The sequence below is a fragment of the Candidatus Neomarinimicrobiota bacterium genome (assembly GCA_018651745.1).
GTDB lineage: Bacteria > Fidelibacterota > Marinisomatia > Marinisomatales > TCS55 > JAAZYX01.
In genome coordinates, this window is record JABIDL010000004.1 from 1 (window position 1) to 14,455 (window position 14,455).

14 protein-coding genes and 1 tRNA gene are annotated in these 14,455 nt (G+C 40.3%); all 15 read right to left on the bottom strand.

Annotation, left to right across the window (positions count from 1 at the left end):
- Positions 1-127: elongation factor Tu (tuf, locus tag HOD97_00450; GenBank protein MBT4280081.1), on the bottom strand; the 127-nt coding region annotated here is incomplete at its 3' end.
- A 17-nt stretch (positions 128-144) separates the two neighbouring features.
- Positions 145-2,235 (bottom strand): elongation factor G, encoded by a 2,091-nt coding sequence (gene fusA / locus HOD97_00455; protein MBT4280082.1) that lies wholly within the window; start codon positions 2,233-2,235, stop codon positions 145-147.
- A gap of 9 nt (positions 2,236-2,244) precedes the next feature.
- Complete coding sequence (gene rpsG / locus HOD97_00460) at positions 2,245-2,709, bottom strand: 30S ribosomal protein S7 (protein ID MBT4280083.1); 465 nt, start codon at positions 2,707-2,709, stop codon at positions 2,245-2,247.
- A gap of 3 nt (positions 2,710-2,712) precedes the next feature.
- Positions 2,713-3,084 carry a 30S ribosomal protein S12 gene (locus HOD97_00465; GenBank protein ID MBT4280084.1) on the bottom strand — a complete coding sequence of 124 codons (372 nt, stop codon included), beginning with the start codon at positions 3,082-3,084 and terminating at the stop codon, positions 2,713-2,715.
- A gap of 68 nt (positions 3,085-3,152) precedes the next feature.
- Positions 3,153-7,331, bottom strand: a complete 4,179-nt coding sequence (gene rpoC / locus HOD97_00470) for a DNA-directed RNA polymerase subunit beta' (protein ID MBT4280085.1) — start codon at positions 7,329-7,331, stop codon at positions 3,153-3,155.
- A gap of 90 nt (positions 7,332-7,421) precedes the next feature.
- Positions 7,422-11,195 carry a DNA-directed RNA polymerase subunit beta gene (gene rpoB, locus HOD97_00475; protein MBT4280086.1) on the bottom strand — a complete coding sequence of 1,258 codons (3,774 nt, stop codon included), beginning with the start codon at positions 11,193-11,195 and terminating at the stop codon, positions 7,422-7,424.
- A 59-nt stretch (positions 11,196-11,254) separates the two neighbouring features.
- Positions 11,255-11,638: a 50S ribosomal protein L7/L12 gene (gene rplL, locus HOD97_00480; GenBank protein ID MBT4280087.1), complete on the bottom strand. Its 384-nt coding sequence runs from the start codon at positions 11,636-11,638 to the stop codon at positions 11,255-11,257.
- Positions 11,639-11,664: 26 nt separating this feature from the next.
- Complete coding sequence (locus HOD97_00485) at positions 11,665-12,180, bottom strand: 50S ribosomal protein L10 (GenBank protein ID MBT4280088.1); 516 nt, start codon at positions 12,178-12,180, stop codon at positions 11,665-11,667.
- Between the two features lie 4 nt (positions 12,181-12,184).
- Complete coding sequence (rplA, locus tag HOD97_00490; protein ID MBT4280089.1) at positions 12,185-12,874, bottom strand: 50S ribosomal protein L1; 690 nt, start codon at positions 12,872-12,874, stop codon at positions 12,185-12,187.
- Positions 12,871-13,296, bottom strand: coding sequence for a 50S ribosomal protein L11 (gene rplK, locus HOD97_00495; GenBank protein MBT4280090.1), 426 nt, complete (start codon positions 13,294-13,296; stop codon positions 12,871-12,873). The genes rplA and rplK overlap by 4 nt, the downstream gene beginning before the upstream one ends.
- A gap of 3 nt (positions 13,297-13,299) precedes the next feature.
- The gene (gene nusG / locus HOD97_00500; GenBank protein MBT4280091.1) at positions 13,300-13,827 is read right to left on the bottom strand and encodes a transcription termination/antitermination factor NusG; all 528 of its coding nucleotides are present in this window, start codon (positions 13,825-13,827) and stop codon (positions 13,300-13,302) included.
- Between the two features lie 2 nt (positions 13,828-13,829).
- Positions 13,830-14,012, bottom strand: a complete 183-nt coding sequence (secE, locus tag HOD97_00505; protein ID MBT4280092.1) for a preprotein translocase subunit SecE — start codon at positions 14,010-14,012, stop codon at positions 13,830-13,832.
- Between the two features lie 35 nt (positions 14,013-14,047).
- Positions 14,048-14,120 (bottom strand) — tRNA-Trp (locus tag HOD97_00510).
- A gap of 30 nt (positions 14,121-14,150) precedes the next feature.
- Positions 14,151-14,315 carry a 50S ribosomal protein L33 gene (gene rpmG / locus HOD97_00515; GenBank protein ID MBT4280093.1) on the bottom strand — a complete coding sequence of 55 codons (165 nt, stop codon included), beginning with the start codon at positions 14,313-14,315 and terminating at the stop codon, positions 14,151-14,153.
- Positions 14,316-14,319: 4 nt separating this feature from the next.
- The coding region (tuf, locus tag HOD97_00520) for an elongation factor Tu (protein MBT4280094.1) at positions 14,320-14,455 on the bottom strand (136 nt) is incomplete at its 5' end.

A 14,455-nucleotide genomic window follows, 5' to 3' on the forward strand; every position in this document is an offset into this window, starting at 1 on the left:
CAGCCATACCACGGGCGCTTTGGGTCATCGTGATCGCGGCCGTTAAGGTTGTCTTACCGTGATCTACATGACCTATCGTTCCTATATTTACATGTGGCTTTGTTCTCTCAAATTTCTGCTTTGACATTGTGTGTTCTCCTTACCCTAAGATGCTTTTCCATGTACTTGTTCAATAATTTCACTCTCCACCGACGAAGGCACCTGTTTGTATTTCGAAAATTCCATATGAAATACTGCTCGTCCTTGTGTGATGGACCTCAAATCTGTGGCATAGCCAAACATTTTGCTCAATGGAACATTTGCTTTTAAGATATGAGCTTGGCTTCTCTGTTCCATACTATCTATATTGCCTCGACGAGAATTAATGTCTCCCATTACATCCCCTAAATATTCCTCCGGCACTGTGACTTCTACTTGCATTAGGGGCTCCATAATTACCGGACCTGCCTTGCGACAAGCTTCTTGGATAGCCATTGAACCTGCAACCTTGAAAGCAATTTCCGAAGAGTCAACATCGTGATAAGAACCATCAATTAGATCAACTCGGACATCCTCAATGGGATACCCAGCAAGAATACCATTTTTTATTGCCTCTTCTATCCCCTGGCTAACGGGTTTGATATATTCTTTTGGAATTACACCACCCACAATTTTGCTTTCAAAGTGATATCCCTTACCAAGTTCATTTGGCTCAACATTGATCACCACATGACCATATTGACCTCGTCCACCAGACTGGCGAACAAATTTTCCCTCAATTTTTTCAACTGATTTGGTAATTGCTTCAGTGTACGCGACCTGCGGTTTACCAACATGCGCCTGTACTTTAAATTCCCTTAATAATCGATCTACCAGAATTTCCAAATGAAGTTCACCCATTCCGGCTATAATAGTTTGGCCAGTGTCTGGGTTAGTTGAAACGCGAAACGTAGGATCTTCTTCACTTAACTTCATTAGCGCTTTACTTAAATTATCTTGATCTGCCTTACTAGCCGGTTCAACAGATACTTCTACAACCGGTTCTGGAAAATCCATTGTTTCAAGCATTATAGGATTTTTTTCATCACATAAAGTATGACCGGTCTTTGTTTGCTTTAATCCTACAGCTGCTACAATTTCACCAGCAGAAACTTGATCCAGTTCTTCTCTTTTATTCGCATGCATCAATAAAATTCGACTGATTCGCTCGCGTTTTCCCGTATTTGGATTATAAATATATGACCCAGCTTTTATCATACCGGAATACACCCGCATAAAGGTCAATTGCCCGACAAAGGAGTCAGTCATAATCTTAAATGCTAACGCGCTGAAAGGATCATCTTTAGTCGTTTTCCTGACTTTGGAAATTTCTGAATCATTAACATCATAACCTTGGGTATCGCCAACATCTATCGGCGAAGGAAGAAAATCATTAATAGCGTCCAATAAGCGTTGAACCCCTTTATTTTTAAAGGCAGATCCAACAAAAGCAGGAACAAATGTATTATCAATACACCCTTTTCGCAGAGCTGATTTTATTTCGTCAGACGATATTGGTTCTTCAGCGATATATTTTTCGAGTAAATGTTCATCGTACGTAGCAGTCTCTTCAATTAAATGATGTCGCCACTTTTCTGCCTCTTGGATCATATCGTGAGGGATATCCGATTCTTCGTATCGTTCACCCAACGTGGATTCATTGTATAAAATTGCTTTCATAGTTAACAGGTCAATAATTCCGGTAAACATATCCCCGGATCCGATGGGAAGAGTTATTGGCAACGGGTTGGTTCCAAGGCGTGACTTAATCATTTCGAGTACATTATAAAAATCTGCGCCAACTCTGTCCATTTTATTGACGAAAGCAATGCGTGGTACATTATACTTATCCGCTTGACGCCAAACTGTTTCACTTTGCGGTTCCACACCCCCAACGGCACAAAAAACCGCAACAGATCCATCTAGTACCCTAAGCGACCGTTCCACTTCCATAGTAAAATCAACATGCCCCGGAGTATCAATGATATTAATCCTGTGATCATCCCAAATTGCAGTGGTAGCTGCAGAAGTAATCGTGATTCCGCGTTCTTTTTCCTGATCCATCCAATCCATCGTTGCAGCACCATCGTGCACCTCACCGATCCTGTGAGTTCTACCGGTATAATAGAGGATTCGTTCAGTTAAGGTGGTTTTCCCGGCATCGATGTGTGCCATAATACCAATATTTCTAACTTTATCTAATTGAATGTGTTTCATAAATCAAATTTATCTAAAATGGGCAAATGCCTTGTTAGCTTCTGCCATTCTATGCGTATCGTCTTTCTTTTTGATTGCTCCGCCTTCTCCATTTGCAGCCGCAATTAACTCTGCTGCCAATTTTTCAGCCATGGGCCGACCTTTTCTCCCTTTGGCCGCATTAATTAACCAGTGTGAAGCCAGAAAAAATCGTCTGTTCCTTGGAACTTCAATCGGCACTTGGTACGTGGCACCACCAATTCGGCGCGATTTTACCTCTAACATAGGCGATGTGTTTTCAACAGCCTTTACAAACACTTCCAAGCCATCAGATTTAACCCGATTTTTAATCACATTCATAGATGAATAAAAAATTTGTTCTGCCATTCCTTTTTTTCCACGGACCATTAAAAAATTGATGAATTTTGCCACATTCAAATCATTGTAAACTGTGTCCGGTAAAATTTGTCTTTTTTCTGGTCTACGTCGTCTCATATTTTATTTAGGTTTTTTAGCGCCATATCTTGACCTACTTGATTTCCTGTCGGATACACCGGCAGTATCAAATGTACCACGTACGATATGATATCGAACTCCAGGCAAATCTTTCACACGGCCACCCTCAATAAGAACAATGCTATGCTCTTGAAGATTGTGCCCCTCTCCCGGGATATACGCCGATACTTCAATCCCATTTGTGAGACGAACACGGGCCACTTTCCGCAAAGCAGAATTCGGCTTTTTAGGCGTTGTCGTATAAACCCTTGTGCAAACTCCACGCTTTTGAGGGTTACTTTTTAGCGCAGGAGTAGCTGTGGATTTCTTAACCCGCTTACGTCCTTGTTTAACTAGTTGATTTATTGTCGGCATTTTCGTTTCCTATAAAGCCTACAAAAATACAGAATATTTGTACACATCGTCAATTTATTTTTCAATGATTACACTATTTCTTTTTCTTCTAAAAATGGGTCGGATTCCACATCCGGTTGCGCATTTTCGCTTACAACCAATAAATCCTGAAGTCCGGGCGATCCAGTTCCCGCAGGAATCAATCTTCCCACTGCTACGTTTTCTTTCAATCCTCTGAGGTAGTCCGTTTTTCCCTCTGCTGCTGCATTGGTCAATACGCGCGTAGTCTCCTGAAATGATGCAGCTGAAATGAAGCTTTCAGTATTCAGTGAAGCTTGCGTAATCCCCATTAATAGTGGATCAAAAGTTGCCGGATTAGTTTTGTGGGTAGTGATTGGTTTCTCACCTTTCTCTTTAAGATCTTTGTTTACATCTCTGACTTCAGTTTTATCCACTAGCATTCCTTCTTCAAAATCTGAGTAGCCGGGCGAATTAATAATTACCTTTTTGAGGATAGCATCGTTTGTTTCGAAAAACTCAGCTTTATTGATACGATCCCCGGGGAGAAAGTGAGTATTCCCGGGATCTTGAACACTAACTTTTTGCATCATTTGCCTAACAATAACCTCAATGTGCTTATCATCTATCTTTACACCTTGAAGCCGGTAAACTTCTTGGATCTCATTCACAAGGTATTCCCGTACTTTTCCCGGACCTAAAATATTTAGAATATCAACTGGAGAAGTGGATCCTTCACATAATGGTAAACCAGCTTTAATCATGTCTCCTTCATGAACGAGAACATGCTTTCCGTAAGGAATGTTGTATTTCTTTACCTCTCCATCTTCACCTTCTACATGAATTTTTCTTATGCCTCGCTTGGTTGCGCCAAAAACGATTTTCCCATCTATCTCAGTAACAACCGAAGGATTTGTAGGTGTGCGAGCTTCAAATAATTGAGTCACACGCGGAAGACCACCGGTAATATCCCGGGTTTTTCCTATATCTCTAGGAATTTTTACAAGAGTTTGACCTCTGGATACTTTATTTTTATTTTCCACAATCAAAGTTGCATTTACCGGAAGGATTGTACCCCCCGCTAAGATATTTCCTTTTTTATCTGTAATCTCAATGTGTGGACTAAGTCTACGATCTTTTGCTTCAATGATTACCTTCTGTTTTTTACCACCTTCCACTGCTTCCACCTGGTAAGTTTCGTTCGGAATTAAGTCTTTCAGAAAAATATATCCAGACTGTCTCGCAAGAATAATATCCGTGTAAGGATCCCATTGGAATAAAATGGTACCTGCTTTGATCTTTTCCCCATCCGCGACCAACATATTAGCACCATAAGGAACATTGTATTCAACTCGAGGGCTATTATTTTCATCGAGTATTGCAAGTTTTGAATGTCTCACCATACATCTAACTACTACATTGCCAACCTCATCTACAGTTTCGGCAACATCAAGATTCTCGGAATACTTAATGGTTCCATCCCGTTTTGTTCTCATATCAGACTTTTCAATAATTCTTGTTGCTGTACCACCTATATGAAAGGTTCTCAAAGTTAGCTGGGTACCAGGTTCGCCAATACTCTGGGCTGCTTGAATACCAACCGCTGATCCTTGGTCAATCAATTCATGTGAGGATGGATTCCAACCATAACAATTTGCGCAAACTCCTCTGAGAGATTCACAGGTTAACACCGAGCGAATTCTAACAGATTCGATATTTGTTTCAGAAATAATTTCCGCTGCTTCCTCTCTTAAAAGCGAACCGGATTTGATTTTAACCTTGCCGTCAACAATAAAATCGTCCAGAAGGGTTCGCCCAAGAATTCTATCCGATAATGGTTCAATAATTTCTTCACCTTCTTTAAGATCAGAAAGCAATAATCCATTAATGGTACCACAGTCCACTTCATAGATAACAACATCTTGTGCTACGTCAACTAACCGACGCGTTAAATAACCCGCATCAGCTGTTTTCAGAGCTGTATCCGCAAGCCCTTTTCGAGCGCCATGAGTGGAAATAAAATATTCCATTACAGATAAGCCTTCTTTGAAATTGGATGTAATCGGCGATTCAATAATTTCACCCTTACTACCGGTCATAGTCTTTCGAGGTTTTGCCATTAATCCACGCATACCTGCAAGCTGTTTAATCTGGTCCTGACTACCACGCGCACCAGAATCAGCCATCATAAAGACAGGGTTAAATCCCTGATTATCATCTTGAAGTTCATCCATCATCGTCGCTGCGACCTCATTTGTTGCGTGGGTCCAAATATCAATGACTTTATTGTATCGTTCACCATCCGTAAGGATGTGTCGTTTAAATTTATCATGAATATCATCAACATTATTTTGAGCTGAATCAATAATATGATTTTTCTTTTCCGGAATCATAATATCAGATATTGAAATAGAACTTCCACTTTTAGTGGCAATTCTGAATCCTAATTCTTTTAAATTGTCCAGAAAAATAACCGTTTTGAAATTCCCCGATGTCAGGTAAGTCCGATTCACGACATCCTCAAGTTTTTTCTTGGTGATTAATTCATCAACAAATTCCATTTCATCGGGTAAAATTGAATTGAAAATAACGCGTCCAACCGTTGTGTCTTTGTGCCATTTATTTTTATGTCTAACATTTATAACGGCATGTACATCTACTGTTTTATTTTCAACCGCCAGAAGTACTTCGTTGAAAGAACCAAAGCTATTGCCTTCGCCCTTGCAATTTGTTCGCTGGCGAGTTAGATAATAACATCCCAACACCATATCTTGCGATGGAATGGCCAATGGTTTCCCATTGGCAGGGTGAAGAATATTATGACTTGATAGCATCAAAATTCGGGATTCCAATTGCGCCTGAACCGATAAGGGGACATGAACCGCCATTTGGTCACCATCAAAATCTGCATTAAAAGCAGCACAAACTAGGGGATGAAGATGAATTGCTTTACCATCTACTAAGACCGGTTGAAAAGCCTGAACTCCCAATCTGTGAAGTGTAGGTGCTCTGTTCAATAGTACAGGGTGATCTTGGACCACATATTCCAAAACTTTATAAACAATCGGCTCACGATTTTCAACCATAAGCTTTGCACCTCTTGGCGTTTGAGCATAACCCCGAGCAATTAATTCATGAATCATATGCGGCTTAAACAATTCCAAAGCCATATTTTTTGGAAGCCCACATTCGTTCAACTTTAGTTCAGGTCCAACTACAATGACAGACCTTCCAGAATAGTCCACGCGCTTACCCAACAGGTTCTGACGAAAACGCCCCGGCTTCCCTCGAAGCATATCAGAAATAGATTTTAACGGGCGCCTCGTACCTGAACGAATGGCTGTTTTCCGTCTGTTGTTATCAAACAATGCATCCACCGATTCTTGAAGCATTCGTTTTTCATTACGAAGAATGACATCCGGAGCCTTTATTTCCATAAGTTGCTTTAAACGATTATTCCGAATAATAATTCTGCGATATAAATCGTTCAAATCACTTGCTGCAAATCTTCCACCCTCTAAAGGAACAAGAGGTCGTAATTCCGGTGGAATCACGGGGAGGATTGATACAATCATCCATTCAGGTTTGTTAATTTTTTTCTTTCCGGCATCCGCTATAAATATATTGACTATACGGAGTCGCTTAAGGGCATCCCCTCTTTTCTGTTTAGATTTGGATGTTTTGGCAATTTCTTGAAGTTCATTTTTCAATTGCACCAAATTGATACGCGACAAAATTTCTTTCATAGCTTCGCCGCCCATGGTGGCGTAAAAAAAGTCTTCTTCGTCCCTTTCTTCCTCGGAAACAGAGTCAAATCCATACAATTGTTCTAATTCCATGTATTCAAATTCATCAATGATTTCCAACATTTCTCTTCCACTTTTCCCGGGCGTAATAATCAAGTATGCTTCATAATAAATAACCCGCTCGAGTTCTCGCGTACTAAGACCAATAAGATAGCTGAGTTTGCTCGGTATTGACCGCAAATACCAAATATGCACCACAGGCACAGCGAGCGTAATATGCCCCATCCGATCGCGGCGGACTTTTTTTCGTGTTACTTCAACACCGCACCGATCACAAATAATTCCTCTGTACCGGATTCCTTTATATTTACCACAATGGCATTCGTAATCTTTGACTGGCCCAAAGATTTTCTCACAAAACAAACCATCTTTCTCAGGTTTATATGACCGATAATTGATGGTTTCTGGTTTAAGAGTTTCACCATAAGATCGAGCTAGAATCATCTCTGGAGATGCTAAGCCAATTGTTATCGATGAAAAATCTTTGGAAGTATCTACTGCTGTTGATTGTATGAACGTCAAAGTACGCCTCCCTTATTCCAATTCAATGTCTAAGCCCAAACCCTGAAGCTCCTTAATAAGGACGCTAAAAGATTCCGGTGTTCCAAATTTAGGTAAACTCTCACCTTTTACGATAGCATTGTACACTTTTGACCTGCCATCAACATCATCCGATTTAACAGTGAGAATTTCCTGCAATGTATGGGCGGCACCATACGCTTCGAGGGCCCAACATTCCATTTCTCCGAACCGCTGACCACCAAATTGAGCTTTTCCACCCAACGGCTGTTGCGTAATCAGAGAATAAGGTCCCGTCGAACGAGCATGCATTTTATCATCCACCATATGGCTCAATTTCATCATGTAAATGCAACCGACTGTAATGGGGTTATCAAAATGTTCACCAGTACGCCCATCAATTAAAGCTGTTTTCCCAGATACAGGAAGCTTTGCCTTCTTAAGTTCATTTTCGACTTCTTCTGGTCGTGCACCGTCAAAAGCCGCTGTATCATAATGAAGCCCAAGAGCTTTACCTGCCCATCCAAGCATCGTTTCATAAAGCTGCCCAAGATTCATACGTGAAGGAACACCAAGCGGATTTAAAACGATATCGATTGGGGTTCCATCTTCCATGAAAGGCATATCTTCTTCCGGAACAATCGTTGCCACAACACCTTTATTCCCATGACGTCCCGCCATTTTATCTCCGACCTGTACTTTGCGCTTGCTAGCAACATAGACTTTTGCAAGGCTCAGAATCCCTGGCTGAAGTTCATCGCCAATTCTGATTTTAAAGATACTCTTTTCAAGATTATTTTCTATTTTTTTCCATTCAGTTTTATAGGATTTCCAAACCGACTTAATTTTTTTCCAGGTTTTTTCATTTTCAACCCATGGCTGATCTAGAGCAAATCGTTCAAGGTCATAACTCAGAATTCTTTTCTGAGTCATTTTTGTCCCTTTTTTAATTATGGTTCGTTTTTTTAAAGATCGAATTCCAAGGGAAACTTCACCTTTCAATAACTCCAAGAGTTTTTCATCGCGAGCAATTTTCAAAGCTGCTTTTAAATCGCGCGCCTCTTTTTGAAGCTTATCAATCATTTGCCGCTCTTCAGATCTGGTAGATCGTGCACTTTTTTCAAAGAGTTTTGTGTTCACCACAACGCCCTTAATACCAGGATCCGCTCGTTTTGAAGCATCTTTTACTTCACCGGCTTTTTCACCAAAAATCGCTCGAAGTAGTTTCTCTTCTGGCGTTGGGTCCGTTTCACCTTTCGGAGTGACCTTCCCGATGAGGATGTCACCTTCCATTACTTTGGCGCCAACACGGATGATTCCATTTTCATCAAGTTCCTTGGTGGTATCCTCACTAACGTTTGGAATTTCCGCAGTCAATTCTTCTTGTCCGCGCTTTGTCTCCCTTACCTCCAAATCAATTTCACTGATATGGATACTTGAAAACGAATCATCCTTAACCAAACGTTCGCTAATAACAATCGCATCTTCAAAATTGTATCCACGCCAAGGCATGAATGCAACCATTAAATTGCGACCCAAAGCCAATTCTCCATTTTGAGTTGAAGTACCATCTGCAATTACATCACCTTTTTTCACTTTTTGTCCCGCTTGCACGATGGGCCGTTGGTTCTGACATGTATTTTGGTTCGTACCAATTATTTTTCTTAATGGAACTTCCACCAAATTTTCACCTTGGACTAAACTGAGACTATCTAAAATCTCAGATGTCTTTATCACGATTTTTTCAGAATCAACATAATGAATTCTTCCCTTCATCGGAGACATGATTGCAGATCGGGAATCGCGCGCTATTTTACCTTCAATACCTGTTCCAACTATGGGTCGTTCCGGGTTCATAAGCGGAACTGATTGCCTCTGCATATTGGAACCCATTAAAGCACGATTCGCGTCATCATGTTCTAAGAATGGAATCAATGCAGCAGCAACACTTAAAATCTGATTCGGAGCAACGTCCATAAAATCAATATCCAAGGGAGAAACCATTGGAAAATCGCCCTTCATTCTTGCGCGGACCAACTCGTTGGTCAGCATTTTTCGATCATCCATCTCTTCATTAGATTGTACAATCATTGATCTGTCTTCATCATCTGCAGAGAGGTAAGAGATTGTATTTGTTGCGTAAGAACGTCCTTTCTTTTGAATAACTCCTCTATAAGGAGCTTCAATAAATCCATGATCATTCACTTGGGCAAGTAATGCCAATGATGATATAAGACCAATGTTTGGACCTTCCGGTGTTTCAATCGGACACAATCGGCCATAATGTGTATAATGAACATCGCGCACCTCAAATCCGGCGCGTTCACGAGTTAGTCCGCCAGGTCCAAGTGCAGAAATTCGACGCTTATGCGTAACCTCAGCAAGAGGATTAGTCTGATCACCAAACTGCGATAATTGACTTGTCCCAAAAAATCCATTAATAACAGTAGTTACTACGCGGGAATTGATCAGATCTTGAGGTGTAATACTTTCTTGTTCTCTCAGATTCATTCGCTCATGAATAGTTCTAATCATTCGGCTGAGAGCAATATTAAACTGATTGGTTAATTGTTCGCCGATCGTCTTGACTCGCCTGTTTCCTAAATGATCAATATCATCCGTACCGCGCTCACCTTTTCTAAGGTCTATCAATATACTCAATACTCCGATAATGTCATCCATAGTCAGAGTAGTTTGCTCAACCGGCACATCCAAATTGAACTGTTGATTTAGTCTATAACGACCGACTTGGCCTAAATCATATTTTTTGGGACTGAAGAAAATTCGTTCAATAAATTTCTGAGCCGTTTCAAGATTTGGCGGTTCACCGGATCTTAAAAGTTGATAAACAGCCGAAAGTGCTTCCTCAGTATTATGGGTTGGATCTTTTCGAATCGTATTTGTCAAAAGCATCGCACGAAAATCCTTATTTGCATCTGCAACTTGGACCGAGTCAATTTTGGCGGCCTGAAGACCTTCCAAAACTTCTGAATTGATTTCAGTTCCACCTTCATAATAGATCTCACCAGTTTCTTCATTCACCACATCTTCGACTAATGACGTACCAATCGCTTCTTCTGCTTTTTTCCCCTTTAGTTTGGCAGTTTTTATACATTCAAATACTTTAAAAATATCAGCATTCGTCGAAAAGCCGAGCGCACGCAATAACATTGTTACAGGAAATTTTCTACGCCTGTCAATAATTGCAAAAAGGCAATCATTGATATCAGTAGTAAAGTCTACCCACGACCCACGAAAAGGAATAATTCTTCCTTGGAAAAGTTTCGTTCCGTTCGGGTGAATGGATTCATCAAAAAATACACCCGGAGATCGCTGAAGCTGAGATACAATCACACGCTCTGCACCATTGATGATGAATGTTCCCTTTTCAGTCATATATGGCAAATTCCCAAAATAAACATCCTGTTCGATACTTTGTTCGTATTCGTTTTTATTAGATTCATCGGTAATGTGTAAAACAAGTCGAACTTTTAGCGGTACCGAATAGGTAACCCCCCTATCAATACACTCCGCCGGTGTATATTTTGGTAAACCCAAAAAATAATTATTATACTCAAACACATAGTTTCTGTGGGAGTCTTCGATTGGGAAAGTCGCTCGCAATACTTTCTCAAGACCGATATCTTTTCTCTGGCCTTCAAATACATGTTCTTGAATAAACTGTTGAAAAGAATCAGTCTGGATCGCCAAAATGTCCGGCATTTCAACGATAGACGGAATCTTTGAAAAGGATACACGGTTCCCTTGGTTATTTTCAGTGGCTTTCAATTAAGCCTCCTTATTTTTTTGTTTAATGATGTAGATTGGTTGAATTGAAAATCGAAGGATTACTGAAGCTCTACCGTAGCGCCGGCTTCTTCCAGCTTTGCCTTAATTTCATCCGCTTCTGCCTGACTTACGCCTTCTTTTACAGCTTTTGGTGCAGAATCCACAAGTTCTTTTGCTTCTTTCAATCCAAGATCTGTGATAGCTCGAACAGCTTTAATGACATTTATTTTTGCTTGTCCAATTTCAGTCAACATAACATTGAACTCAGTCTGTTCTTCTTCGCCTGCGGAATCGCCACCAGCTGGGCCTGCTGCTGCAACAGCCATTGGAGCGGCTGCGGTAACACCAAACTTGTCTTCGATTTCCTCGATGAGGCCAGAAAGCTCCATCATATTGGCTGATTCCAAATACGTTAATACGTCTTCTCTTTTAATCTCGGCCATGAGTGTTTACTCCTTTTCCTTAAGAATTATGATTTTAGGTTTTTTAATTGATTTAAAGCATTGACCAAATTTGTCATTGGACTACTTATTGTCCGTGTAAATTTCGTAACAGGTTGGGCCAGCATGCTCAAGAGTTTTGCTAACAATTCATCCTTCGATGGTAGCGAGGCTATCCGTTTGAATTCAGAACCGTCAAGAAATTCACCTTCGAATAGAATTCCTTTTACTGTAGGAAGGTCATTCTTCTTACTAAAATTTTTAATTACTTTTGCAGGCGCAGTTGGGTCATCGTACGTCAATGCAATAGCCGTTGGACCACTTAAAACTTCATCCACACCTTCTATATTGCTATTTTTTGCGGCTAATTTTAATAGGGTATTTTTTGCAACTTCATAATCTACAGACGCTTCAAAAAATTGAGATCTAAGTTCGGTAATACTTAAGACGTCCAACCCTAAATAATCCGTGAAGTAAATTGCTGAAGCTTTCCCAAGCTTCTCTGTTAATCTTTCAACTGCTTCAATATTTATATTACTTGGCATAATTTTACCTGATTTTTGATTTGTCGAGTTTGATTCCGGGCCCCATACTAGAGGACAAGGTTATTTTTTTCAAATAAGTTCCCTTCACTGCAGCAGGTCTTGCCTTTATTATGGTCTCGTATATTTTTTTAATATTGTCAGCGAGGGCATCATTTTCAAAAGACATTTTCCCGCAAATCACGTGGGCAATTCCAAATTTATCTAACCGGATTTCAATTTTTCCAGATTTAATTTCTTGTACAGCTTTTGCAACATCCATTGTAACTGTTCCGCTTTTAGGGTTTGGCATGAGCCCTTTTGGTCCGAGAACTTTTCCAAGCTTTCCCAATTCTGGCATCATATCCGGCGTTGCAATGATAGTATCTATTTCAGCCCACCCTGATTTTATTTTTTCAAGGTATTCTTTATTTCCGACAAAATCCGATCCGGCTTCTTCAGCTTCTTTTTCTTTCGGCCCTTGCGTGATAACCAATACTTTCACCTCTTTTCCAGTGCCGCTTGGGAGAGACGCAGTAACGCGAATATTTTGATCTGCATGGCGCGGATCCACACCAAGACCAATCGACAACTCAATCGTTTCATCAAATTTGGCGAATGATAAATCTTTTAGTAGTGAAATAGCATCACCTAGAGAATATTCTTTCATTCTATCTAATTTTTCCTCAAATGATTTTTGATTTTTTGTTTGACTCATCGAGCAATCTCAATTCCCATACTTCTGGCAGTGCCGCGTATCATTTCCATCGCATTTTCTACGGTATTAGCGTTTAAATCTTCCTTTTTTAATTCTGCAATATCTCTGAGATCATTTTCCGTAACCTTTCCAACTTTTTTACGATTTGGCTCACCAGATCCTTTGTCAATTTTGGCAGCTTTTTTCAATAATACAGCTGCTGGCGGCGTTTTGGTGATATAACTGAAACTCCTGTCAGCAAACACTGTAATCACCACAGGAATAATCATTCCCGCTTGATCTTGGGTTGCCGCATTAAACGCCTTACAGAATTCCATGATGTTTACACCATGCTGCCCAAGAGCGGGGCCCACGGGCGGCGCAGGATTTGCCTTTCCGGCAGGAATCTGAAGTTTAATAAATCCTATTTCTTTTTTTGCCATAACTTATTTCTCCAATTCTACTTGAAGGAAATCTAATTCTATAGGCGTAGGTCGCCCAAAAATACTAACTGAAACCTTAACTTTTTGTTTTTCATTATTGACTTCTTGAACAAATCCATTGAAATCCAAAAAAGGTCCATCTACAACCTTTACAGAGTCGCCAACACTGTAAGGCTGGGAAACCATATCCTTACCTTCTCTGCCTTCAACTTCACCCAAAATTCGAGTTACTTCATTAGGTCTTAATGGCTGAGGCCTTTCCTTGGAACCAACAAAATTGAGGACTCCATCCATATTCTCAACTACATACCTGACTTCTTTTTCCATATTCATTTTGACTAAGATATACCCGGGGAAAAACACTTTATTCCGAATTTTTTTCTTACCATCTTTCATTTCTACAATATTTTCTGAAGGAACCAATACATCGGCCACCTTTTCTTTAAGATTTCCCTGATCAATCTCAAGCAGAAGGGAATCTCTTATTTTTTTTTCCTTCCCAGAAATCACTCTTAATGTGTACCAATCCATGTTTATAAAATGACTTTCATTATTCCCGATAAAATCCTGTCAACAAAAAACAGGAAAATTCCTAACATCAAAGCAAGCCCGAGCACTACAAATGTAGATCCCTTTAGCTCTTCCCATGTCGGCCAAGAAACTTTGCTCATCTCAAACTGCACGTCAGAAAAGAATTGTTTTATTTTCTTTACCATGACTATTAATAAACTTTGCTATCCGCTTATCTTAGCAGGTGAGGCAGGACTTGAACCCGCAACCCTCGGTGTTGGAGACCGATGCTCTACCAATTGAGCTACTCACCTAATATTCCACCGATCAATTTTTATCACCGCTTATTTTGTCTCCTTAAACAAGACGTGTTTCCTTACAACCGGATCGTATTTTTTGTACTCAATCCGGTCTGGATGTTCGCGCTTGTTTTTGGTAACCGTATATCGGTAGCCAGTCCCTGCTGAACTTTCAATTTGAATAATAACCCGTTTGCTGTTTCCAGCCATTATTTTACTCCAATATTTCGGTAACGACACCGGCGCCCACAGTATGGCCACCTTCTCTTATCGCAAACCGAAGTTCCTTATCCATTGCAATTGGGGTAATCAAGGTACCCGTCACTTCTACATTGTCGCCAGGCATCACC

Coding starts and splice junctions, on each gene's coding strand:
- fusA (MBT4280082.1), bottom strand. CDS start 2,235: ATGAAACACATTCAATTAGATAAAGTTAGAAATATTGGTATTATGGCA.
- rpsG (MBT4280083.1), bottom strand. CDS start 2,709: ATGAGACGACGTAGACCAGAAAAAAGACAAATTTTACCGGACACAGTT.
- HOD97_00465 (MBT4280084.1), bottom strand. CDS start 3,084: ATGCCGACAATAAATCAACTAGTTAAACAAGGACGTAAGCGGGTTAAG.
- rpoC (MBT4280085.1), bottom strand. CDS start 7,331: ATGATTCTAGCTCGATCTTATGGTGAAACTCTTAAACCAGAAACCATC.
- rplL (MBT4280087.1), bottom strand. CDS start 11,638: ATGGCCGAGATTAAAAGAGAAGACGTATTAACGTATTTGGAATCAGCC.
- HOD97_00485 (MBT4280088.1), bottom strand. CDS start 12,180: ATGCCAAGTAATATAAATATTGAAGCAGTTGAAAGATTAACAGAGAAG.
- rplA (MBT4280089.1), bottom strand. CDS start 12,874: ATGAGTCAAACAAAAAATCAAAAATCATTTGAGGAAAAATTAGATAGA.
- rplK (MBT4280090.1), bottom strand. CDS start 13,296: ATGGCAAAAAAAGAAATAGGATTTATTAAACTTCAGATTCCTGCCGGA.
- nusG (MBT4280091.1), bottom strand. CDS start 13,827: ATGGATTGGTACACATTAAGAGTGATTTCTGGGAAGGAAAAAAAAATA.
- secE (MBT4280092.1), bottom strand. CDS start 14,012: ATGGTAAAGAAAATAAAACAATTCTTTTCTGACGTGCAGTTTGAGATG.
- rpmG (MBT4280093.1), bottom strand. CDS start 14,315: ATGGCTGGAAACAGCAAACGGGTTATTATTCAAATTGAAAGTTCAGCA.